Here is a 22,547-nt window from a genome sequence, read left to right on the forward strand (position 1 = left end):
CGAACATTGCAAGAGACCATCGACGGGTTCGAACCCTTTCTAAACCCGGCAGGCCAGCAAAAAGCCTTCATAGGTTTTGACAACGACTTGCCAGCAGGCTTGGTGCTTCTGATTGACAACGACCTTGAAAGCCATCCGCACTTGAAGCCATGGCTTGCCAGCCTCTTTGTAGTGCCTGAAATGCGTGGGAAGGGCATCGGAACCGCGTTGATCCACGCTGTGGAAAATGCCGCGCGCGATCAAAGGCATGCGGCGCTTTATCTTTATACGGGCAAGGCCAACTACTATCGAAATCTCGACTGGCAAGACCATGAAGAGCTCAGCGGCGACTACAATGGTTTGATGATCCTCATTCGCAAACTTTGACTACGGCTTGGCCTTCAGCGCTTCAACCATGAGCTTGATGCCTAGCGCTCCCATCACCATACCAGCGCCGCGATCGATCCACTGTTTCAGCCGGATATAGGCAGACTGCGCGCGAGAACCTGAAAAGGCAAAGGCAACGACCGCGTACCAGCCGGCTTCGACGCAAAACAGCATCGGTGGCAGCGCTAGCAACAGCCATAGCGGCGGCGAAGGCGGCATGAGAGCGGCAAAGATGCTGGCATAGACGATCGACGTCTTGGGATTGCTAAGCTGTGTGATCAGCCCGAGGAAAAACGCGCGGGAAACGGATATGGCCTTCGCGGTTTCGCCAGCGCCTGACGTCGTCAGTGGTTCGGACGCTCCGCGCCAGATGCGGATCCCGATGTAGATCAGATAGGCTCCGCCAAGCAGCTTGAGAATAAGGTAGAGCCACTCGAACTGCATCAACAACGCCGTGAGGCCGAGGACGGCGAGCGCCGCAAATATGGCGCCGCCCAGACCCATGCCCAAAGCCGAAGCGAGACCATGCGTTCGCGACGATGCGATGGCAACGCGTGAGACAAGGACGAAGCTTGGGCCGGGGCTCATTGCGCCAATAATAATCGTGGCGAGGATGCTGAGAAGAACGGCAAATGCTGTCATGGGGCATTCTCCTTTCATGCAATCTTCGAGCGAAAACCGCCGATCCTATGACCGGCGGTTTCATGGCTAGTATCACTTATTTGTACGGGCAGGCATTGTCCGAGAAATAGCTGTGAACCTTGATCTTGCCGGAAATGATATCCGCCTTGGCAGCTTCGACAGCCTTCTTGACATCGTCGGTCATCAGTTTGGCGTTGTTCTCGTCGACCGCATAGTCAACGCCGCCTTCCTTGACGCCGAGAACATTGACGCCGGGGGTAAACTTGCCATCCGCGGCATCCTTGAAGGCATTGTAGGTCGCGACGTCGACCCGCTTGAGCATCGAGGTCAAAACCTTGCCCGGATGCAAGCCGTTCTGATTGGAATCAACGCCGATTGCCAATTTGTCAGCGTCGGCAGCCGTCTGCAGAACTCCGATGCCCGTGCCGCCGGCAGCCGCGAAGATGACGTCGGAACCCTGGTCGATCTGTGACTTGGCAATTTCGCCGCCCTTGGCCGGATCGTTCCATGCCGCCGGCGTATCGCCGGTCATGTTCTGGATAACCTTGGCGTCGGGGTTGGTGGCCTTGACGCCGCCAACATAGCCGCAACCGAAATTGCGGATGAGCGGAACGTCCATACCGCCGATGAAGCTGACGGTTCCGGTTTTCGACGATTTTGCCGCAATCACACCAACAAGATAGGAACCCTCATTGTCGTTGAAGACAACGGAACGCACGTTCGGCTTGTCGACTTCCGCATCGATAATGACAAACTTGGTATCCGGAAATTCCGCAGCAACCTTTTCGATCGCAGCAGCGGCGGAGAAACCCGCGATAACGATAGGGGAATTGCCATCCGATGCGAATTTGCGCAAAGCCTGTTCGCGCTGCGCCTCGTTCTGGATTTCGAACTCGCGATATTTGACGCCGGAGTCGGCCGTATATTTTTCGGCGCCATTGAACGCGGCTTCGTTGAAGGATTTGTCGAATTTTCCGCCAAGATCGTAAATGACGGCCGGCTTGTCATCCGCAGCAAAGGCCGAGACGGACATTGCTGTGGCAGCCAGGAGACCAAGAACAACACGCTTCATTTGATACCAACCCTCTGGATTTTGTTGAGCAGATTCAACTTCTGTCGAACCTTAAAATCGTTGCGGATGGTCACTCCCCAACCGCCCCGGAAGCAATCTTGCATGCCAAGAAGCAAAATTCACGCGGAATTTTGCCTCTTGGTCAAAGATCCTCCAAAAATACAGTCAAGTCAGTCTGTTAGATCGTTCTCGCATCTAGCGGGGACGGGAAATACCGGCTACAGGCACCGGATACTCAACGGGCGGCGAAACGACCGGCCCTGTTCTCGCGCTTATAACCCATCGCATAGAACAGAAATGCGAGCAGCGCGAAAATAACGAAGGTTGGTGCCTCAAGAATCCAAAGCATCAAAGGGTCCCATAATATTGGGTATATGTGGGTTTTGATGCTTGTTTCGGCGAGGGCGAGCGAGGAGGGGGAAATAGACTGCCAGCTTTCCTGCAGCGATGTCATGGTCAATTGCGATGCCCCGACGGAACGTGCTGCATCGAGAACAGCGGCAATGATAGCAAGGCTCAAAGCGATGTAGGCGAGAAGCCTGAACATAAATCGGATCACAATGGTCTCCAAAATAAGGCAATACGAGCCGGGTCGCTGCACTGGTGGAATAACATGGTAGCGCCGGATCGAGGCCACATGAATTCACTTTTACCGGCATTTTGACGGTATGCGATGAATTATTCGAGAAAATTCCCAGCAATTTCAGCGGGAAACCCGGCAAATCCACACAAAGCATGATTATGTTGAAATAGGTGTTGATCAAGTGCCTGTTCTGACTATAGTGCGCGCCGCACGGGGTCGCTGTCGGCTAACCATCGACGGGTGTCGCGTGTCTATCCAGATCTGAGTGACCGATGGTTGACGGTGCTCTTGAAGCCGGTTTTTCCGGCTGCAATAAACAACCCGACCGGCCAGAGGCCGGCCGTATTGCGGAGAGGTGGCCGAGTGGTTGAAGGCGCACGCCTGGAAAGTGTGTTTACGTCAAAAGCGTAACGCGGGTTCGAATCCCGCTCTCTCCGCCATATACACCAACTAAAGTATTGTTTCTATTGTCTTATTTTATCGATACGGGTTTTCAGCCCATCACGTAGCCCATCTTGATTCATCTGCCGCGATGGAGATTCTGATCACGCTGTGAAAAACTCCCACTTGCAAGATAAGACTATATAAGGCAATTTAATTCGTATGGCGATGTATTGAGATCGCTACAACATGCGCATGACGTGCTCCAAAAGTGTACTCGCCGCTCTACGGTGGGTCGGAGTTCCTCATGCTGCCAGGTACCCAGCTCTCCTTTCTCGATGCCGCTGAAACGCAAGCCGTTCAATCAGACACGCAGATTTGCGACGAAGCGGCCTTCTCGACGCAACAGAAATCGGCACACTCTTCAATTCGCACACCAGCAAACCCTCTTGGCAACGAAAGCGCCTCAGGTGAATTAGCCCCTCCAAAATTTTCAAAGGCGCCAATCGATAGCCGGCCGGTGGCAAAATCTCTTAAGGGATATGATGCGCCACCTTCGCCAGAAGAGTGGTATCTTTCCGTTCGCCAGGTAGCAAAACGCTATTCAGTAAGTGTCCCAACAGTATGGCGCTGGGTTCAGGTAAAAAGCGACTTTCCAAGTCCTGTTTCATTGCATCGAGGCACTACGCGTTGGCGCATGAGCGATCTCCTAGCGTATGAACTTCGGTCTCTGGGCGCTTGATATGGACGCCACCACGACCAACACTCGAAACCTTCGTCGGCGAAATGCACGCGCCGCCCGGAAGCACTGGATCTACAAATCGGAAGACGTATTGCGATTATATGAGATTGCGCCGAACACATTGACGGGATGGATAAACTACGGCCTCCCCTATACGCGCAGCACTTGCAATCTTTTCCTTGGTCGGGACCTGAATGCGTTCCAGGAATGGTTTCGGAAAAAGAACCGGCGGCCGCTTGCGACGGGCGACGCTTATTGCGTTCATTGTAAAAACGTTCATTCCGCCTACGATAATGAATGGCGGATAAAGCAAAACACATCTGACTATCAACAGTTGCTCGTTGAATGCCCCCAAACCGGGAAAGATGCCTATAAGATCGTGTCGAAGGCCGAGATTGATGCGATTGATGGGGCCGTCAACCGCAAAACCAGAGACGAGAAAGGACACTGTGATGTCGTTGGACTCGGCTCTAAAACTGCGATTTTTCCATCCGATGGCGCGACACACTTAAACGCCGCCAATTTGGCTTTGCGTTACGACTATCAAATCCACCTCAAACAAGCGGCCGGGTTTGCCGAAACCACCATCCTCGCAGCCCTCCGCCACATCGCCAAATTTGAGGGATTTGCTGATTATGCGGACTACAAATCCACGCACCGCGACGCTGTTATTCGGTTCAAGGAATTTCTCGAAGCGACGAATAGCGTGAGTGATGGACAATTGTCTGCATCTACCATTGTCCACGCATTGCTTGATTTGAAATCGTTTTTTGCATGGCTAAGTCAAAGACCGGGCCAGAAATCAATCTCGCCAGACATTGCAGCCTTGTTCACACCTTCGAAAACACTGATGTCGCTTGCAACAATATGCGATGAGAGGTTCGTTCCCTCACTTCCTCAAGTGCGCAAGATGATCCACGCCATGCCGAGTACGTCGTTTATTGAAGTGCGAGATCGCGCCATCATGGCATTCCTGCTTCTTAGCGGGGTTCGTATTAGCTCGCTGCTGTCGTTACAGATCCAACATATCGACATTGAAAGCCGCATGGTTTTTCAGGATGCGAGGGTGGTCAAAACCAAGAATAGAAAGACGATGCGCACCGCTTGGTTTCCGGTGGGCGAGGATATCGAAACCGTGTTTGTCAACTGGATTCAATATTACAGGGAGCAAGGGGCGACTGATACCAGTCCTTTATTTCCCAGGGCGCTCGATCCTATCAGGCTGACCTACAGCAACACGCACTTGGAACCATTGACGGATCAAGGCAAAGTGCGCGCCATTATAAAGGGCGCGAGTGCGCATATCGGCATCCCATATTTCAACCCTCACAATATTCGCAAAACGCTTGCCCTTTACGGTGATACGGTAGCCCGCACGCAAAAGCAGAAGAAGGCGTGGAGCCAAAATCTGGGTCACCGGCACATCGCCACAACAGAAAACTACTACGGCAAGCTTGATCTAACGGAACAGATCGAAACAATGAATGATATCCGCGCTACGAACGCCCGCACGGAAACAATGGAGCTGCTGCAAATTGTTCAAAGTCTTGCGGCCGACCAAGTTAATGTTTTGACGATGATGGCAAAAGCGCTGGCCGAAAAACAACACTGAAAGTATGTCTGAAGCGGTTCGACGTGAAGCGAGGAATCGTATTCGGCGCGGATATGGGCGGGCTGACTGTTAAAGCCGCGCCGCTCACGCGTTTCCGGATTGATGTCGAAGCCCTTCGCCTACAAGTTCCTCGTTGACGAACGGTCCATAGACTTCTGCCGTATCGAAGAAATTTTCACCGAGCTCGACCGCCCTGCGCAGCAGCGCGATCATCTCGCTTTTGTCGGGTGCAGGTCCGTAGTTGGTGCTCATGCCCATGCAGCCAAGGCCGATGGCAGATACTTCAAGACCGCCTTTTCCGAGGGCGCGCTTCTTCATGGTTTTGTCCTTTGTTCTTCTTGTTATTTCGGTGCCAGTTCGCCGTACCAGTAGGAAGCGGTGACACCGCCATCCATAAGGAAGTCACTGCCGGTGATGAAAGCGCCGTCCGGGCCCATAAGCAGGGCACCAAACGTTGCCGACTTTGTCCGGCGTCGCCGCGCGGCCGACCGGGCAAAGCTCGATCATGCGGCGATAAGCTTCACCGCGCGGGCCTGTACGGTGTTCGCCGCAGCCCTAGATGGCTGCCCATTCTAAAGGCGGCGCTCGCGGACCACGGCGTGGCATATATACCGGAAGACGCGGTTTCATGCCACGTTGCCGGAGGCAGTCTCCAACGGCTGCTCACGACGTGGTGCCCGACTTTCATGGGCTATCACCTCTACTATCCCTCTCGGCGACAGACATCTCCCGCGTTCCAGCTGCTTCTGGAGGCGTTGCGGGTAAAGGGTTGATTGGGCAGGGTCTCTTTTGTGGTGTGCCCTTCGGGCCGGGCTCTAGGCGATGCCCCGAGCCGTTTCCCGTCTCGTCCCTCAGCGGGTGGCGATCCCTTTGCGAAGAAAGAGGCTCAGGAACTCACCACCAAAGTGATCATAGACTTTGGCAGGATATCGCCTGATACAATCGGCGCTCCTTTTGAGCCCAAACCCGCCTCCCTGTTCATTGAAGGGAAGGAGGTTTTCGCTGCTCAAGACCAGTTTGCGGGAATCCCAACGAGGCTTTTGAAATTGTGGTGCAGGTAAGCCGAAGCAGCGGTAAAAACTTCGCTGCCTCCAGGCTCTACAGCTTCGCAGCTTTACCTTGAACGCGCTGGGCTCTTAAAAGAACTCGAAGCTCTTGAATTTGGCATTGTTGGCTTTCGTAGTACTACCTGCATCAGCAATGCTGGCTCGCTGTATGATGAGGTCATGGCTGCAATCAAGCAGGGTCATCACAACGGAGGGGCGATCCGGAAACCGCAGTGTTCCAGGTAGAGTCCACCCCGCATTGCAAAACGGCTTTCTCGTTTCGCCGCCACTGGTAGTGGCATACGCACCGGCTAGGGATGTCAACGGGGACATCACCGTTGATCCCATAACCACGACGCCGTCCGACGAGGACTCTTTTCTTTTAGGGCTCTCTGAGCATTCCTCGTGTCAACGGAGTTCATTGCTCCGTTACTGCATACCCCAGCCGTGACTGACGACGATTGATTGTCCCGTTAGTGCGTTTGAACGGAATGCGGCCAGGAAAAGGGTGGTCTGCGCCACATCCTCTACAGTGGTGAACTCCCCGTTAACAGTCTCCTTCAGCATGACGTTCCTAATGACGTCCTCCTCGGAAATCCCAAGTTTCTTCGCCTGTTCCGGGATCTGCTTGTCGACGAGCCGAGTTCGCACAAAGCCCGGGCAAATGACGTTGGCGCGGACACCGTGTACAGCGCCCTCCTTGGCGACGACCTTGGCAAGTCCCATAACGCCGTGCTTGGCCGTGACATAGGGGGCCTTCAACACCGATGCCTCCTTCGAATGCACCGAGCCCATATAGATGATGCTCCCGCCACGGCCGTGCTTGCACATCTCGCGCAAACAGGCCCGCGTCGTGAGAAAAGCCCCGTCCAGATGAACGGCGAGAAGCTGTTTCCATCGATGGAACTCGAACTCGTGGAGCGGGGCCACGGTCTGGATGCCGGCATTCGAAACCAGAATGTCGACTTTGCCGAAGGTGGCGACAATCTTGGCGACGCAGGCTTCGACCTCGGCTTCGTTGGTCACATCGACGGCAATCCCAATCGCGTGTTCATGTCCGCCGAGCTCGTTGGCCACTGCGTTCGCGCGCTCCTGGTCTTGGTCAGCGATTGTCACACGCGCGCCTTCGCGCACGAAGAGTGCTGCAATTTCCATGCCGATGCCGCTCGCCGCTCCGGTGACAATGGCAACTTTGTTATCAAGAAGCATAATTTATTCTCCTGTGTGCGGGGTTTAGCGCAGATAGTCGTGGACGACGTTGCCGAGACCGAGGGTCAGGTCGGCGATGAAATGCATTGTCGAGACCACCTCAAGCACCGGCAGGTCGGCGACGGGTGCCAACGCATGTGCGTGGAGATCGAGCGCGCCCGGCCCCGTCCATGCCCCGTGGAGTGCGATATCCTCGAGATAGTATTCAACCAGTTCGCAAATGCGCGGACTGCCGTCGACATGTGGAATGATCTTGAGCAGGAAATTGGGCGCGGCGAGCGAGGCGAGCACCGCAGCCGCATCAGCGGCTTTGTGCTTGTAACCCATGGTGCCGGTGGCTACGCGCACGGGCCCATAGTCGAGGGTACCCACGAGTGTGTCGGTCTCGGCGCCAAGCGTTGGTTGAGCAAACTTTTTCGGAAAGCCCCAAAGCTCCCGCCCGGCGGCAATCGGCGATTCGTCGTTGAGGAAGTGACCGCGCCGACGCTGAAGCGCATGGCCCCGCTGTTGATGCGGTCGAAGTCAACCAGCCGCTCTAGCGTCGACTTGAGCGCTTGCGTGTCGTAGTAACTGGTGGCTTCGGTGGAACCATGGGGCCAAAGCCAGGGCGTAGCAGGCGGGGCTTGAAAAAACCCGGCGCGCCCAGGCACAAAGCCCGGGCTGCGCTCCATTGATTTGACAAGGCGCGGACGACATCGCCCTTTGATGGGTCAAATTGCGCCAACAACGTCGCGATATTATCGTTGCCGTCGGCTGCCGAGCTGGGCGGAAACTGCCAATATGGATCGGTTGAAGTGACAAGCTCCCAGAATTGCCGGAGCTTTGCGACGCGGTCCTCGTGCGGATTGCCAGCTATGAGGGCAGCGTTGATCGCGCCGATGGAAATCCCGGCAGTCCAGTCGGGATGAAGACCGGCCTCTGCCAGTCCTTGATAGACGCCTGCCTGATATGCGCCGAGGGTACCGCCCCCCTGCAGCAAAAGCGCAATGCGTTCGAAGGGCGGTCGTCCCCTCCGCTGAGGATGTTCCGATACTGGATCCGTAAGAACATGTTCGTTCATGATGATTTCCTCTCGCCGTCTTCTAATGATGCGACGGCAACTTGATGACTCTTGATAAAAGACTGTTGTCGGCCGAAGGCGTTCGCGTCAGACCATAGATCGTTGCAAGCTCGCCAGGTCTGCAGCGCAGACAAGACTGAATGCCAGGAGCGGATCGGGATCCAGACTCTTGGTCAGCGCTTCCGTGGCGAGTTGCCGAAGTTCCACTCTCGGCTTCAGGGATATCTCGAGGATGGCCCTGAGCGCGGCCTCCGCTGCGCCGATGACATCGGATGAAGCAAAGAACCGCATTCGGTTGATAAGCCCGATCAGGTGTTGTTCCTCGCCGCTGAGCTCGATGTCGTCTCGCGTGTAAGCGCGCAGCAGCAGGTTCGACGCGTACATCACGAAGTCGACGTAGACCCCCTCCCGCTTTGTGATTTCCTCGGCGACACGCTGCAGCCGATATTGACCGCGATGCGTGTAAATTGCCGCCATCAGCGAAGCCCCGGCACCAAGGAGCGCTCCCAGCAGCGCGAAGACAGGACTGAGAAAGGCTGGATCAATGTTCATATCAATACGAGACCTGACCGTCGACGAGCTGCCCGCTCGAAGGAGAAAGTTCGCGTTTCAATACGTCGCGAGCCTCGCCGCTGATAACCGAGACCGGGGCCGCAACGGCCACGCGGGCCGCCGACCCGGCAAAATTGGCAGCCGCCACCCCCGCTTGATCCGCAAATGACGCTTCTCGTCCCGATAGCGATTGCCCGGCCAGCCGTCTCCCAAGCAGGCGTACGATCTCAGGACTGTCGGCAAAGGCATTGTGGCCGAGCGGATCGTTCGAGGCGATGGCGCTCGTGTCGATGACCGAAACGCCAAGTTCTTCAAGCACAGAGGCATATGGTTTGAGATCTGCGCCACCGACACGGTCGACGCCGCCTGAGAGCCAGCCAGAGACCTCCAGAGCCTTGTCGTGTGTCGACATCAGGATCGCAAAATGCGGCCGCTTTGGCCCCATTTCGATGAACTGGCGGCGAAACACATCGATATCGATGTCTGGCGATGCAAGGATGACATTCTTGACCTTGGCCGGGATCGACTTTTCGCGCATGGCAACACCGCGCAGTGCCTCGGCCGCGAGCCAGGTCCCCATCGAATGCGCGAGAATAGTCACGTCATCGACATCGGGGCTTCGGGTGGCCTGAAGGATCAGATCCTCCAGGGCTCGCCGCGAGTAGTTGGCGCTTTCCTTGTCATAGAGGTAGTCCAAAACCCGCGCCCGCGATGGCCAGGCGAAGAGAATCGGTGCCGCATCGGTGCCCGAGTCGTGAACGATCTGGGCGAAGCGGAAGACGGCGTCGGCATAGGTGTTGTTGAAGCCATGGACAAAGATGAGTACCTGCCGCCTGGCGTTGCGGTTCTTGCGAAACCACTGGAAAGCCTGACCTTCCGTCGCAACCTTGCCGGCTTCAAGGACTGCAAACTCCTTTTGCGGATTCGGCGGTACGCGTGAGGGCCATTGCACCTTGCCGATCTCGCGGTTTCGATCCGGAGGAATGGAGACGGAGACGTTGTTGAGCGAGATCGCCGTTCCACGCTCGCCCGAATAGAGTCGACCGGGATCGTCCGATGACTTGCGCGTCGTCGCCACCAGCATGTTCACCCGGCTGGCGTCGCTCGCGGCCACGGCCACCTGAGGAGGTTGAAGCACGTTTTCCACCCGGGTCGCGCAGCCGGTTATTGCGACGGACATGAGCACCGCCACCGGGAGCAGCTGGGGTGCGCATCTTCGAAAGGGGTTGGGAGACATTTTGGCGCCCATCTCAGTGCTCCCCGGCATCGCGCGGAATCCGGAACCAGGCAACGTAGAGCGCCGGCAGGAAGAGAAGCGTCAGTGCCGTTCCAACGACGATGCCGCCCATCATGGCGTAGGCCATGGGTCCCCAGAAGATCTCGTGCGAAATGGGGATCAGCGCCAACGTCGCAGCAGCCGCGGTCAGCATGATCGGCCGCATCCGATGCTCGGTCGCCTCGACGACCGCCTTCCATGGCGACATTCCCTCCGCGCGCAATTCCTCGATCTGCACGATCAAAATCACCGAGTTGCGGATAAGAATGCCGACGAGCGCGAGCACGCCAAGGAGGGCGACGAAGCCAAGGGGGGCATGGCTCAGATACAGGGCCGCGACGACGCCGATGAGGGCCAACGGGGCAACCGAGAACACCAAAAACAGCCTGTGGAAGCTTTGAAGCTGCACCATCAGCAGTGTTGCCATGACGAGGAGCATGGCCGGGATCACGCTCGCGATCGGACCCTGCGATTTGGCGCTTTCCTCGACCGCTCCGGCGACTTCGAGGTGATAGCCTGCCGGCAACGTCTTTTCGAACGCCGCAATCTTGTCGGTGAGCGCTTTAACAATGGTTGCGGGCTGCGTCGTGTCGCTGATCCCGGCCTTGACAGTGATCGTCGGGAGCCTGTCGCGCCGCCAGACCGTCGGCTGTTCGAGTTCATATCGGAACGTTGCGACCGACGACAACGGCACCGACTGGCCGCTGCTGGCTTGCAGCTGCAGGTCGAGCAGCGTGTCGATCGAGCCGCGCTCCTTTTCCGCAGCGCGGCCAACGACATCGACGAGATAGATGTCGTCCCGGACTTGTGTTACCGAGTCCCCTTGAACGACGGTGTTGAGCGCCATGGCGATGTCCTGGGACGAGACGCCAAGCTGCCTTGCCTTGTCCTGCATCACGTCGATCTTCACAACGCGCGCCGGTTCATTCCAGTCAAAGGCAAGGTTCTTGAGGGAAGGATTGGTGCCTACGACAGTCCCCAGTTTTTGTGCCAGATCGCGCACCGTCTGAAGATCCTCGCCGGACACGCGGTACTGAATCGGCTTGCCGACGGGGGGGCCGATTTCCAGAAGCTTCACATAGGCGTCAGTTCCGGGAAAGGTCTTCTGAAGGTAAGCTTCGACGTCCTTCTTCAGATTGTCGCGTACATCGAGCCCTTTGGTGACGATGACGGTCTGCCCGAAGGCAACGTCGGCCGGCTGGACGTCGAAGGAAAGAACGAAGCGCGGCGCGCCCCGTCCGACATACGTCGACCAATGCTCGACCGCAGGGTTGCCGGCCAGCACTTCACGCTCGAATTGACCCATCTGACGGCCCGTTTCGGCGATCGAACTGTTCTGCGGCAGGTTCCAGTCAATGATGAGTTCCGGACGGTCGGAGCTCGGAAAGAACTGCTGCTGCACCATGGACAGGCCAACGACTGATCCGGCGAAGAGGAGAACAGTGGCGATGATCGTCATCCAGCGCCAGCGCAGGCAGAATTGCAGCAAGTGCGAAAACGCCTTCGCGGACCAGCCCTTGTGATCTGCATGCTTCTTCATCGACTTGGGCAGCAGGGTCACACCGATGAGGGGGGTGAATACCACGGCAACGATCCAGGATACGATGAGTGATACGGCGATGACGACGAAGAGAGTGAAGGTGAACTCACCGGCGCTGCTCTTGTTGAACGCGACCGGGATGAAACCCGCGACGGTCACGAGCGTGCCGGTGAGCATCGGGAAGGCTGTGGACGTGTAGACATAGGTGGCCGCCTTGGTAAGACTGTCACCCAATTCCAGACGCGCCACCATCATCTCGACCGCGATCATGGCGTCGTCAACGAGAAGGCCAAGCGCGATGATGAGCGCCCCGAGCGAGATTCGCTGCAGCGAAATGTCAAAATAGAGCATCACCATGAAGGTGATAGCCAAGACGAGCGGAATCGCGATCGCCACGACAAGCCCGGCACGGAACCCGAGACTGATGAAACTGATCGCAAGCACGATGGCGACCGCCTCGAACAGGGCTTTTGTGAAGCCTCCGACTGCCTCGTGAACCACTGCCGGCTGATCGGAGACCCGTTCGACCGAGACGCCTACCGGAAGTTCCTGAATGATCCCGGTGATGGTCTTGTCTAGTGCTTCGCCGAAGGCCAAAAGGTTGCCGCCTGTCTTCATGCCAATCGCAAGCCCGATTGCCGGCTTCCCGTTGAAGCGGAAGAGCGAGCGTGGCGGATCGACATAGCCGCGGCTTATGCTGGCTACGTCCGTCAGCGCAAAAAAGCGGTCGTTTACCCTCAGATTGATACCGCGCAAGGTGTCTTCGGAAAGAAAGCGGCCGCCGACGCGCAAGGCGATGCGCTCCGGACCCGCCTCAACGAAACCGGACTGCGTCACGGCGTTTTGCGCCTGCAGTGCCGAGATAATCGCGGCGCGGTCGAGGCCGAGGGCAGCGATCTTGCGGGTCGAGAACTCGAGATAAATGACCTCGTCCTGCGCACCCACGATGTCGACCTTGCCCACATCCGGCAGTTTGAGGATCTGGGTTCGGGCGTCCTCGGCGAAATCGCGCAACTCCCGCTGACTCAGCCCGTCACCGCTAAAGGCAAAGATATTGCCATAGACGTCCCCGAACTGATCATCGAAGAACGGACCGGCCACCCCTTGGGGGAACTCGTGCCTGATATCGTCAATCAGGTTGCGCACCCGCGACCAGGCGGGCTTGACGTCCTGCGCGTTTGTTTTCGGCAGCAGATCGACGAAGACGATCGTCTGACCGGCGGTGGTGATACTGCGGGTATGCTCGAGATTGTCGAGTTCCTGCAGCTTCTTTTCGATGCGGTCGGTGACCTGCTGCGTCACTTCCTGAGCAGACGCCCCTGGCCACTGAGCCTGGATCACCATGGTTTTGATTGTGAAGGACGGGTCTTCCTCGCGGCCGAGGGCCATGTAGGCATACGCGCCGGCCACTGCGAAGATGATCATGAAATACCAGACGAGCGAGCGATGCTCGAGCGCCCAGTCTGAAAGGTTGAACTTGTTCACGGGCGCTGCTCCTGTTGTGTTCTCACGGCCTGACCCTCGGCCAGCTGGTCGACGCCGGCGACGACCACTTCTTCTCCGTCCTTGAGCCCGGAGAGGACCCGGATAGAGCGGACGCCAGTGGGGGAGATGTCGAGCCGTACGGATCTCAGTGAAACGGTGTGGGTTGTGGGGTCGACCACCCAGACACGGTCAGTGCCATCGCTCTTGACGAGCGCCGTTGCAGGCAGCACGACGGGGAGCCCCTGCTGCGTCTGTGGCGGCGTGGCCCTGACCACCGATCCAAAACGGAAAACGTCCGGTGCCTTGTCGATGGCGATTTTCAGCCTGTGGGTGCGGGTGCCGGCATCGGCCTGCGGCCCGATCTCGCGCAGGATGCCTGAGGTCCGCAGCGTATCATCGAGCTGAAGTGCGATGTCGAATCGGTCGCCGACGCGCACGGATCGGAGGTACTCTTCCGGAACGTCGACGATCACGTCACGCTGATCAAGGCGAGCGATTGTGAGGACTGGCTGACCGGCGGTCGCTGTCTGTCCGACTTCCACGGGCGTGGCCGCCACAACACCATCGAACTCGGCCTTCAGCTTGGCATACCCAAGCTGCTCGCGCGCCTTATCGAGGCTGGCATTTGCCTTTGCCACGTTCGCCTGCGCCGACTCCAACTCCTGCTCGGCAAGATCCAGATCCGCGGCGCTCGCCGCGCTCGTCGCGGCCAGCCTCTGCTTGCGCTCCTGCGTCAACAGGGCGTTCCCACGCTGCGCTTCAGCGCTGCGCAGATCGGCTTCGGCGCTGCGGACGGCGAGTTCAAGAGCGAGCGGATCAATCTCGGCCACGATGTCGCCCGCCCGCACCAGGTCGCCCACACTCGCTTTACGCGATACGACGCGCCCCAGCGTGCGGAATGCAAGATCGGTTTGCACCCCCGCCTGGACGACGCCGGGGAAGCGCACTGTCTGCGCCTGCGCAGCACTGGCGGCTGCGGACTTGACGGAGCGCGGCCCGGCCAGCTCGCTAGAGCCGGCGTCCTGATCGCAGCCGGCAAGAAGTGCGACTGCCGCAAGGACTGAAAGCGAGTAATGAAAACGGTAACGGGCCATCTTATCTATCCTCCCAGGCCACGGTTTGACCTTCCTTGAGAAACTTCCCTCCCTCGGTGACGATCAGGTCCTGCGGGGCGATACCGCCGGAGGCGATCAGATCACTGTCGCGATACCTCGCCACCGCGATCTTCCGGAGGGAGACAGAACTGCTGCCCGGGGCGACAAGCCACACGGCGGGCTCGCCTTTGGCGGAGGCGATAGCGCTCGCAGGCAGGACGATCCCCTCGCGCGGCGGGGAGCGAAATTTACCGACTACAGGCGTGCCGAGCGGCCATTGCGCAACATCGGGGAGTGCCACCTTGATACGGATGGTTCCGGTTCTCGTGTCGATGAAGGGAGAGACCTCCCTGACCGTCGCCCGCGTTTCGGGTGCGCGATCCGCCACCGGCGCAACATCGACACCGGGTAACGGCTGACCTTCGATAAAAAAGGCCTCGAAGACATTGAAAACGGCATCGCGGGCCCCGTTATGGGCGAGTGTGAAGGCGGGCTGCGCCGCCGACACCACCCGTCCGACCTCGATGTCCCGCGCGGTTATGATTCCGTCGGCGTCGGCTTTCAGTTTGGTGTAGGAAAGAGCGTCCTCCGCCGTCCCCAGTGCCACTTCGGCAGCCTCCAGTGAGGCTTGCGCCGTGCGCAGATCCTTATCCGCTTCATCAAAGGTGGCCTGCGAAATGGACCGCGAGTGCAGCAGCGCCTCATACCGCTCGAACGTCAGCGCCTTCTGTCTGGCAATCGCCTGCGCCGACTGCAGCCCGGCCCGGGCGACTTCCACATCGGCACGCTGTTCGCTGTCATCGAGGCGAGCGAGAATGTCGCCGGCGTGCACGGGCGAACTGACGTCGACAAAGCGCTCGATCACCCTGCCGCTTACCCGGAACGAAAGGTTAGACTGGATCCGCGCCTTCACCTCGCCAGTGATTTCCGCTCGCGGCTGATATTCGGCGGACGAGGCGCGAATGGCCTGAACATGCTGTTGCGGAGGTAGGACTACCGCTTTTTCGTCGCAGGCGGCGAGTAGGACGCAGGCGAGACCGATTCCAATAAGACGTACAGGCTGCATTTTTTGCTCCATTACCGTTTGCAACCAAAGAGGTATGAGCCAGGCATGCAGCTCAGCCTCCGCGAGAGGGTTCGAGTTTTTATGGTGGTGAGGAATCCGCGCTTGCCGTTGGCGGCTCATCAATTGTGTGACTATTAAGTCATTTCGACTTTCTAGTCAATATGAAATACGCGCATAAGTGCTATGCAAAAGAATGGGTACGCAAAGTCTCTTCGGCTTCGGAATGGACTTTCAGGTCAATATGACTTATTTGTAGGTAGAATTTGAGGAATCACGATGGCAAATGTTAACCTGATCCGCCGAGCCGAAATTGGACGCGAAAAGCGCGTGAGGACCCGTGCGCAGCTTGTTGAAGCTGCCAATACGCTGTTTGCCAGGCGGGCCGTGGAATCTGTCACGGTGGATGACGTGGTTCAGGAGGCTGGCGTCGCAAAGGGAACGTTCTACACTCATTTTGATAGCCTGGAAGCATTGACTGCAGCGGTCGCGGAGGAATTGGTCCAGTCGTTCGATGAGCTGCTGCAGCCGGGCCGGACCGCCATTACCGAGCCTGCCCTGCGCATTGCCTTTGGCTGCAGAGCATTCATCGATAAGGCGCTCAATGACTCCCGATGGGCCGCAGTGGCAGCAAGAATGACAGCCGCCAATCCGCAAAGCGGCGAGAACCTCCGCCGCCGTCTTCTCGAGGACCTCCAACACTTATCGGCGGAACCGCCGTCCGCGGAGCTGAAACTCGAGATTGTCGTGGGGATTATGCTCCACATGTTGCGCGTCCTCGGTGAAGGCAGGCTGTCCTCGTTCGACCCTGACGCTGTCGTCAGTGCTATCTTGCGCGCGATCGGCCTCAGTCTCCAGGAGGCGCGATCCGTGCTCAAACGCCTGCCAGCTGCTGGCACGGAGAAGTCCTTGCGCACCACGGCGAGTTGACAAGTAGCCAGCGGACAAACGACAAACTCCGTATACGGAGGGTCTCAAAAATAGCCTGGCCGGGCATAGTCATCATGTCGATATGGAGAGGCCCTCAGGCGGAGCGCTCCCGAGTGCTCGAAGCGCCGCCTCGAGGGCTTTGCAAGTCAAATCAGGCGTTGGGGCTCGCGCGAGAGTGCCACGGGTCACCTGCAGCCAAATTCCGACGAAGATGTCAGTGGCGAGTTCCGGGTCCAGCACGGCCATGTGTCCTTGTCTTATGGCTTCGGCGATATCTGCCGTAAGCTTTTTGCGAACTCCGCGGCCGAACTCGTTCGGCTTTTGCGAGGTTTGAACTACCAACCGCGCCCAGGCAGTATCCGAAACCGCCTTTTCCAGGGATTGCGCAAATGCAAAAGACAGGCGCGCGACCGGATTGCTTAAACCGGCATGAGGAGGTGTCAGCACCTCGTCAAAGCTCCCTTCCAGCTGCACATTCACCGCCGCAATCAACTCCTCGACGTTGCCGAAGTGATAGTAAAACGTGCCCTTGGCGAGGCCCGCCGCCTCTGCCACGGCGTCCAACGTCAGCGCAGCCCCTTCCGCAAGCAGCGTCGCTCCCGCCTTGACGATTTGGGCGCGTGTCCTCTCCCGCCGGTCGCGTCCGATTTTTGCCCGACGTGCCAGATCAATCTTCGCCATTAGCCATCCTTTTTCGGGATTTCATATTGACCTTTTAGTCGAAATGACATAAAAGTGCAATTGACGTATAACGGACGACTGCCCGTTTGTTATGAAATTCTGCTGCTACAAACGTATGAGGTTACTGATGCCATCCCTTCTTCATCTCGATTCCAGTATACTCGGGGAAAACTCAGTGAGCCGGGCGCTTTCGGCGGCGGTGGTCGCACGGATCCAGTCTCTCGATCCGATGACGGAAGTGGTCTATCGCGATCTTGCGGCCCAACCGATCCCGCACCTGTCGGGCAAATACGTGGGCGTGGTCCGGGCGGGTCTGGAAGCCGGCCACGATGCTGCATTAAAGGCGGACGTTGCGCTTGGGGCAAACGTTCTAGAGGAGTTTTTGACCGCCGATACGGTCGTTCTCGGCGTCGCACAGTACAATTTCAGCGTGCCCAGCCAGCTGAAGGCGTGGATCGATCGTATCGCGGTCCCCGGCAAGACCTTCCGTTACACGGAAAAGGGACCCGAAGGATTGCTTGGCAGCAAACGCGTCATCATAGCGCTTGCGCGCGGCGGCTTTTACGGACCGGGCTCCCCCGCCGAGAGTTTCGAGCACACGCTGAGTTATTTGAAGAGCGTGTTCGCCTTCGTCGGAATCGTTGATCCTGAAGTCATTACTGCCGACGGCGTCAATATCAGCGCCCAGCAGCGCGAGGTATCGCTAAAGGCGGCGCAGGCCGAGATCGGTACACTTGCAATAGCATAAGGGCTTGACCTGAATCGCGAGTTCTTCGATCAAACCATTTTCTGATCGTCGAGCGAACAAAGGAGATTCCCGAGGAGCTGAAGCGTCGTCGCATTGCGATCAGCCGTGCAGCGAACACAATAGCCGGTGAAAGCTCCGCAGAGGTCAGTAGGCATGAGGAAGCCACGCAAAAACCGGAGGGATGTCTTGCACACGAAGTGCCCTACTCCGCCGCCATTGCCCTCCGTGGTGCCAGTTCCTCAATCGTTTCCCCGTGGCTGTCTTCTTTCGTTGTCTTGATCCGGAACCACACAGCGTACAGTGCCGGAAGGAAGAGGAGGATCATCACGGTACCCGCCGCCGTTCCGCCAATCAGCGTGTATGCCATCGATCCCCAAAACACCGAGTGGGTCAGTGGAATGAAGGCCAGGATCGCTGCAAGCGCGGTCAGGATGACAGGGCGTGTCCGCTGCACAGTCGCTTCAATGACGGCGTGATAATCATCGAGCCCGGCAGCTTGGTTTTCCTTGATTTGCTCGGTCAGGATCAGCGTGTTGCGCATGAGGATACCTGCCAATCCTATCAACCCGAGAATGGCGTTAAAGCCGAACGGCTGATTGAAAAGAAGCAACGTCGGGACCACCCCGGCAAGTCCGAGGGGTGCGGTCAACATGACCATCGTCATCGTTGACAGGCTGCGAACCTGGAGGATGATGACGATCAGCATGGCTGCAATCATGGCCGGAAATATCTTGACGAGTGCGACATTGGCCTTGAGGGATTCCTCGATGTTGCCGCCCATTTCGATGCGGTACCCGACGGGAAGCGATGCGATCAGCGGCTGAAGCGCCTTCATGACTTGCTGTGAGACTTCCGGGGGTTGCGTTGCCTCGTTGATATCGGATCTTATCGTGATAACCGGTGTGCGATCGCGGCGTTTGAGAATTGGCTCCTCAAACCGGATCTCGGAATGGCCGATCTGATCAAGGGGGACCTGACGGCCATCCCTGCTCATGAGCGAGAAATCGCCCAGCCTTGAAGGATCGAGCCGGTTGTCACCTGCGCTACGTGCGACAACAGGGACGTTGCGGATGTTGTCGCGCACTTGCGTGACAGGGATGCCGCTGAGCAGCAACTGCATCTGCTGGGCTGCCTCAGAGGGGGAGAGACCGATCAGATTGAGCCGATCCTGGTCGGGGACAAACCGCAGCACCGGAGTTCGGTTGCCCCAATCCCGGTTGGCCTGTCGGACATCTGGAACACTTTTCATGATAGCAAGAGCCTGCTCGGAGATTTTGTAAAGTTCATCCGGATCCGGTCCCATGATCCGAAACTCGACCGGAAACGGCGTGTAGGGCCCAAAGACAAGCTGCGTTACGCGGACGGACGCCTCAGGGACAAGCCCCCCGGAAATGGCGGCGCGCAGACGATACTTCAAAGCCTCACGCGCATGGGCATCGGGGGTGAGCACAACGACCTTGGCGAAGGCGGGATCGGGAAGTTCCGGTGCCATGGCAAAGAAGAAGCGGGGCGCACCCTGCCCTACATAGCAGGTGACGATTTTTGCTTCCGGCTGAGTTTGCAGCCAGCCCTCGACTTTCTCCACTGCGGCTGTCGTGGTCTCGATGCTTGTGCCTTCGGGCATGCGAACTTCGACCAGCACTTCAGGCCGATCCGATGTCGGGAAGAACTGTTGTTTTACAATTCCCATCCCCATGACCGAAACAGCCATCGTGATGCCGACCACGGCGCATACCATGAATTTATGGCGAACCGCGAACTCGATGAGGGAGCGCAGGCGACGATAGTTCGGCGTATCATAGATGGCGTGATGTCCACCCTCGACCGGCTTGATGTCAGGCAGCAACTTGACGCCGAGGTACGGGGTAAAGATCACGGCAACAAACCACGAAACGATCAGCGCGAAGCCCACGACCCAGAAAATGTTGCCGGCATATTCACCTGCAGTCGATCTTGCAAAGCCCACGGGCATCAGACCAATGATTGTGACGAGGGTGCCGGACAGCATTGGCGCCGCCGTATGGCTCCAGGCGTAGGCGGCCGCCTTGATGCGGCCCATGCCCTCCTCCATCTTCACCACCATCACCTCAATGGCAATGATGGCGTCGTCTACAAGAAGTCCTAGCGCAAGGATCAACGCGCCGAGCGTGATACGATCGAAGAACCGGCCGGTTTCCAGCATGATGAGGAAGACCACCGCAAGCGTCAGCGGCACAGCGAGCGCGACAACGATGCCGACGCGCCAGCCGAGGGCGACGAGGCTCACGAACAACACGACGCCAAGCGCCATTGCGAACTTGAGCATGAATTCGCCGACCGCCTCGTCGATGTTGACGGCCTGATCGCTGACTTTGGTGAGCGTCATGCCCAGCGGCAGTGTCTGCGCGATCGCGGCGGATCGCGCTTCAAGCGCCTTGCCGAGATCAAGACCATTCCAGCCCTGTTGCATCACGGCACCCAGCATGATTGTCGGCTCGCCCTCATGGCGGATGACGTAAGTCGCGGGATCCTGATACCCGCGCCGCACATCCGCTAGATCGGAGAGCTTCAGCGTCCGTCCGGCCGCAGCGATTGGCGTATCGGCGATCGCCTGCACGCTGTTATAGGCTCCGTCGAAACGGATGAAGACCTGTGGCCCACGCGTATCGATGGAGCCGGCGGGCGTGACCGTATTCTGTCTCTGCAAAGCTGCGGCGATATCGGTCGCCGATATTCCAAGTGTCGCAAGCTTGGCATAGGAAAATTCGACGAAGATCTGTTCGGGGCGCTCTCCAAGGATGTTGATTTTCTTGACACCCGGAACATGCAGGAGATCTTGACGGATGACCTCCGCCTGCCGAACCAAGTCGCGCATCGGCATCCCCTTTGCCTTAAGTGCATAAAGACCGAAGCTCACATCGGAATATTCATCGTTGACGAAGGGACCAATGACGCCTGGAGGGAGATTTCGGGCTTCATCGCTCAGCTTCTTGCGCGCCTGATAGAACTCCTCTTCGACGGCGGCCGGCGGCATGCTATCCTTCAAAGTCACGGTGAGGAAAGCGTAGCCAGGCCGGGCAGTTGTTTCGACACGGTCATACCAGGTGAGTTCCTGGATGCGCTTCTCAAGTGGCTCGGCGACAAGATCCTGCATTTCACGCGCAGTGGCACCTGGCCAGACTGAAGTGACCGTCAGGGTCTTGATGGTGAAGGAAGGATCCTCGGCGCGTCCCAGCTTGACGAAGGCGTACGCCCCCGCCACGGCCAACAGAACGATAAAGAAAAAGGTAACGGCGCGTTCGCGAACCGCGATGGCTGAAAGATTGAAGCTCATTACCTTGTCACCTCTTGCTGCGAGGCAGTTCTGACGGCTGCGCCATTTTCCAGAAGATGCGCGCCCAGAGCGACAACCTGCTCACCAATTCCAATGCCCGTGACAAATGCCGTCTCCTCGCCGATCCGCTGAACTTTGACCGGGGTGAACTTCACAGTGGACGTGGCGCCGTTGACAACCCACACACCTGTCCGGCTACCGTCGTCCAAGATGGCGCCTACAGGAATGGCGACTTCCGATTGCCTGTTCGTGTCCAGGATTCTAATCGTCACCGTCGAACCGAGCGGGGCCGCAGCGGCGGCGCCCTCGAGAACATACCGCGCATCGTAAGTACGGGTTTGCGGATCGGCGGCATCAGAGATCTGTCGCAAGCGAGCTTTTCCGCTTAGACTGCCGCCACCATAGACATTGGCCTCAGCTTCGGACCCTATGTCGGGCCGCAAAGTCTCAGGTAGCCAAACAACAGCTTCACGTGGCCCAGCCTTCGCGAGTTGCACGACCGTCTGGCCCGCAGCCACGACCTGTCCGGTATCTCCAAGAGTATCGACGACGGTTCCATCTGAATCTGCAAGAAGGACGGTATAGGAAGCTGCGTTTTCTGCGACCCTGGCGTCAGCTTCAGCCGCGGCAAGCTGGGCAGTGGCCGTGTCGAGAGCCGCTTTGGCTTGTTCATAACGCTGTGGGGTGGCAGCCAATCCATTTTTCACCAGCGCCGCATAGCGCTTCTCATCTGCTTGTACCTGGATCAGGACAGCCCGCGCTGCGATGACCGTATTGCGCTTCGCTGTAAGCGCGAGTTGGAGATCGGTTTCATCGATGCGCATCAGGGCCTGGCCTTGTCTCACCTGCTGACCCACATCGACCATCCGCTGGACGATCTTGCCCGGAACCCGAAACCCGAGATTGCTCTGTACGCGCGAAGCGACGGTGCCGGTAAACGACCTCTCCGCTGTATCCATCTTCTTCGCCTCGGCCACCCTTACGAGCGGCGCAACCGTCCTTGGATCTGCGGCTTCGGCTTTCCGTTCAGTGGTTTCGGACACCAGGAAAAAGGCAGCGGCCGCCGCCACTCCCAAGAGACCCACAAAAGTCAGGACGTATTTGCGTTTCATTTTACATTCTCTACTTGACGAGCGATCTGCACCAATTAGA

Annotated in this window: 18 protein-coding genes, 1 tRNA gene and 3 pseudogenes; 7 read left to right on the top strand and 15 right to left on the bottom strand. The window is 57.9% G+C overall.

What is annotated here, in order from left to right; all coding sequences use genetic code 11:
- Positions 1-6 precede the first annotated feature (6 nt).
- Positions 7-366: a GNAT family N-acetyltransferase gene (locus FHS21_RS04775; RefSeq protein ID WP_183661071.1), complete on the top strand. Its 360-nt coding sequence runs from the start codon at positions 7-9 to the stop codon at positions 364-366.
- Here FHS21_RS04775 and FHS21_RS04780 read toward each other — a convergent pair whose 3' ends face one another.
- The 3 genes from FHS21_RS04780 to FHS21_RS04790 form a co-directional block, all read right to left on the bottom strand.
- Positions 367-1,008 carry a LysE family translocator gene (locus FHS21_RS04780; protein WP_112525668.1) on the bottom strand — a complete coding sequence of 214 codons (642 nt, stop codon included), beginning with the start codon at positions 1,006-1,008 and terminating at the stop codon, positions 367-369.
- A 76-nt stretch (positions 1,009-1,084) separates the two neighbouring features.
- Entirely contained in the window at positions 1,085-2,080 is a 996-nt protein-coding gene (locus FHS21_RS04785) for a BMP family lipoprotein (RefSeq protein WP_112525670.1), read from the bottom strand.
- 235 nt (positions 2,081-2,315) lie between these two features.
- Entirely contained in the window at positions 2,316-2,639 is a 324-nt protein-coding gene (locus FHS21_RS04790) for a hypothetical protein (protein ID WP_112525672.1), read from the bottom strand.
- A gap of 373 nt (positions 2,640-3,012) precedes the next feature.
- Between FHS21_RS04790 and FHS21_RS04795 the strand changes: the two genes are divergently transcribed.
- The 3 genes from FHS21_RS04795 (at position 3,013) to FHS21_RS04805 (ending at position 5,398) form a co-directional block, all read left to right on the top strand.
- Positions 3,013-3,103, top strand: a tRNA-Ser gene (locus tag FHS21_RS04795).
- Positions 3,104-3,351: 248 nt separating this feature from the next.
- Positions 3,352-3,786 carry a helix-turn-helix transcriptional regulator gene (locus tag FHS21_RS30410; protein WP_210283328.1) on the top strand — a complete coding sequence of 145 codons (435 nt, stop codon included), beginning with the start codon at positions 3,352-3,354 and terminating at the stop codon, positions 3,784-3,786.
- A 1-nt stretch (position 3,787) separates the two neighbouring features.
- Positions 3,788-5,398, top strand: a complete 1,611-nt coding sequence (locus FHS21_RS04805; RefSeq protein WP_183661074.1) for a tyrosine-type recombinase/integrase — start codon at positions 3,788-3,790, stop codon at positions 5,396-5,398.
- Between the two features lie 108 nt (positions 5,399-5,506).
- Here FHS21_RS04805 and FHS21_RS04810 read toward each other — a convergent pair.
- A pseudogene (locus FHS21_RS04810) lies at positions 5,507-5,716 on the bottom strand (aldo/keto reductase); the annotation flags it as partial.
- A gap of 254 nt (positions 5,717-5,970) precedes the next feature.
- Here FHS21_RS04810 and FHS21_RS04820 point away from each other — a divergent pair.
- Positions 5,971-6,171, top strand: a pseudogene (locus FHS21_RS04820) (LysR substrate-binding domain-containing protein); the annotation flags it as partial.
- Positions 6,172-6,873: 702 nt separating this feature from the next.
- Here the strand turns inward: FHS21_RS04820 and FHS21_RS04830 are convergent.
- The 8 genes and pseudogenes from FHS21_RS04830 to FHS21_RS04865 all read right to left on the bottom strand — a co-directional run bounded on the left by FHS21_RS04830 (position 6,874) and on the right by FHS21_RS04865 (position 15,726).
- Positions 6,874-7,653, bottom strand: coding sequence for a 3-hydroxybutyrate dehydrogenase (locus tag FHS21_RS04830; protein WP_183661077.1), 780 nt, complete (start codon positions 7,651-7,653; stop codon positions 6,874-6,876).
- Positions 7,654-7,677: 24 nt separating this feature from the next.
- Positions 7,678-8,124 (bottom strand): annotated as a pseudogene (locus tag FHS21_RS04835) (acetoacetate decarboxylase); the annotation flags it as partial.
- Between the two features lie 64 nt (positions 8,125-8,188).
- Positions 8,189-8,713, bottom strand: coding sequence for a patatin-like phospholipase family protein (locus FHS21_RS04840; protein ID WP_312879839.1), 525 nt, complete (start codon positions 8,711-8,713; stop codon positions 8,189-8,191).
- Positions 8,714-8,800: 87 nt separating this feature from the next.
- A complete protein-coding gene (locus FHS21_RS04845) occupies positions 8,801-9,265 on the bottom strand; it encodes a hypothetical protein (RefSeq protein ID WP_183661080.1) in 465 nt (154 codons plus the stop codon).
- 1 nt (position 9,266) lies between these two features.
- On the bottom strand, positions 9,267-10,445 hold the full coding sequence (locus FHS21_RS04850) for an alpha/beta hydrolase (RefSeq protein ID WP_376772060.1): 1,179 nt from the start codon (positions 10,443-10,445) through the stop codon (positions 9,267-9,269).
- Between the two features lie 70 nt (positions 10,446-10,515).
- Positions 10,516-13,566: an efflux RND transporter permease subunit gene (locus FHS21_RS04855; RefSeq protein ID WP_112525686.1), complete on the bottom strand. Its 3,051-nt coding sequence runs from the start codon at positions 13,564-13,566 to the stop codon at positions 10,516-10,518.
- Positions 13,563-14,660 (bottom strand): efflux RND transporter periplasmic adaptor subunit, encoded by a 1,098-nt coding sequence (locus tag FHS21_RS04860; RefSeq protein WP_183661083.1) that lies wholly within the window; start codon positions 14,658-14,660, stop codon positions 13,563-13,565. Before FHS21_RS04860 ends, FHS21_RS04855 begins: the two co-directional genes overlap by 4 nt.
- Before the next feature lies 1 nt (position 14,661).
- Entirely contained in the window at positions 14,662-15,726 is a 1,065-nt protein-coding gene (locus FHS21_RS04865; RefSeq protein ID WP_112525690.1) for an efflux RND transporter periplasmic adaptor subunit, read from the bottom strand.
- Between the two features lie 276 nt (positions 15,727-16,002).
- On the opposite strand from FHS21_RS04865, the gene FHS21_RS04870 reads away from it, so the two are divergent.
- Entirely contained in the window at positions 16,003-16,653 is a 651-nt protein-coding gene (locus tag FHS21_RS04870) for a TetR/AcrR family transcriptional regulator (protein WP_112525692.1), read from the top strand.
- 72 nt (positions 16,654-16,725) lie between these two features.
- Here the strand turns inward: FHS21_RS04870 and FHS21_RS04875 are convergent, their stop codons facing one another.
- Positions 16,726-17,334, bottom strand: coding sequence for a TetR/AcrR family transcriptional regulator (locus tag FHS21_RS04875; protein WP_112525694.1), 609 nt, complete (start codon positions 17,332-17,334; stop codon positions 16,726-16,728).
- A 127-nt stretch (positions 17,335-17,461) separates the two neighbouring features.
- Between FHS21_RS04875 and FHS21_RS04880 the strand changes: the two genes are divergently transcribed.
- Positions 17,462-18,082 (top strand): FMN-dependent NADH-azoreductase, encoded by a 621-nt coding sequence (locus FHS21_RS04880; RefSeq protein ID WP_112525696.1) that lies wholly within the window; start codon positions 17,462-17,464, stop codon positions 18,080-18,082.
- Positions 18,083-18,284: 202 nt separating this feature from the next.
- Here FHS21_RS04880 and FHS21_RS04885 read toward each other — a convergent pair whose 3' ends face one another.
- Positions 18,285-21,395: an efflux RND transporter permease subunit gene (locus FHS21_RS04885; protein ID WP_112525698.1), complete on the bottom strand. Its 3,111-nt coding sequence runs from the start codon at positions 21,393-21,395 to the stop codon at positions 18,285-18,287.
- The gene (locus FHS21_RS04890) at positions 21,395-22,507 is read right to left on the bottom strand and encodes an efflux RND transporter periplasmic adaptor subunit (protein ID WP_112525700.1); all 1,113 of its coding nucleotides are present in this window, start codon (positions 22,505-22,507) and stop codon (positions 21,395-21,397) included. The genes FHS21_RS04885 and FHS21_RS04890 overlap by 1 nt, the downstream gene beginning before the upstream one ends.
- Positions 22,508-22,547: the final 40 nt, after the last annotated feature.

Source organism: Phyllobacterium trifolii (assembly GCF_014192095.1).
Taxonomy (GTDB): Bacteria; Pseudomonadota; Alphaproteobacteria; order Rhizobiales; family Rhizobiaceae; genus Phyllobacterium; species Phyllobacterium trifolii.

Bases quoted from the DNA above. Each gene is read 5' to 3' on its own strand.
- FHS21_RS04865 (WP_112525690.1), bottom strand. From the start codon at position 15,726: ATGCAGCCTGTACGTCTTATTGGAATCGGTCTCGCCTGCGTCCTACTC.
- FHS21_RS04870 (WP_112525692.1), top strand. From the start codon at position 16,003: ATGGCAAATGTTAACCTGATCCGCCGAGCCGAAATTGGACGCGAAAAG.
- FHS21_RS04875 (WP_112525694.1), bottom strand. From the start codon at position 17,334: ATGGCGAAGATTGATCTGGCACGTCGGGCAAAAATCGGACGCGACCGG.
- FHS21_RS04890 (WP_112525700.1), bottom strand. From the start codon at position 22,507: ATGAAACGCAAATACGTCCTGACTTTTGTGGGTCTCTTGGGAGTGGCG.
- FHS21_RS04805 (WP_183661074.1), top strand. From the start codon at position 3,788: ATGGACGCCACCACGACCAACACTCGAAACCTTCGTCGGCGAAATGCA.
- FHS21_RS04885 (WP_112525698.1), bottom strand. From the start codon at position 21,395: ATGAGCTTCAATCTTTCAGCCATCGCGGTTCGCGAACGCGCCGTTACC.
- FHS21_RS04880 (WP_112525696.1), top strand. From the start codon at position 17,462: ATGCCATCCCTTCTTCATCTCGATTCCAGTATACTCGGGGAAAACTCA.
- FHS21_RS04780 (WP_112525668.1), bottom strand. From the start codon at position 1,008: ATGACAGCATTTGCCGTTCTTCTCAGCATCCTCGCCACGATTATTATT.
- FHS21_RS04840 (WP_312879839.1), bottom strand. From the start codon at position 8,713: ATGAACGAACATGTTCTTACGGATCCAGTATCGGAACATCCTCAGCGG.
- FHS21_RS04860 (WP_183661083.1), bottom strand. From the start codon at position 14,660: ATGGCCCGTTACCGTTTTCATTACTCGCTTTCAGTCCTTGCGGCAGTC.
- FHS21_RS04830 (WP_183661077.1), bottom strand. From the start codon at position 7,653: ATGCTTCTTGATAACAAAGTTGCCATTGTCACCGGAGCGGCGAGCGGC.
- FHS21_RS04845 (WP_183661080.1), bottom strand. From the start codon at position 9,265: ATGAACATTGATCCAGCCTTTCTCAGTCCTGTCTTCGCGCTGCTGGGA.
- FHS21_RS04785 (WP_112525670.1), bottom strand. From the start codon at position 2,080: ATGAAGCGTGTTGTTCTTGGTCTCCTGGCTGCCACAGCAATGTCCGTC.
- FHS21_RS04850 (WP_376772060.1), bottom strand. From the start codon at position 10,445: ATGTCCGTCGCAATAACCGGCTGCGCGACCCGGGTGGAAAACGTGCTT.
- FHS21_RS30410 (WP_210283328.1), top strand. From the start codon at position 3,352: ATGCTGCCAGGTACCCAGCTCTCCTTTCTCGATGCCGCTGAAACGCAA.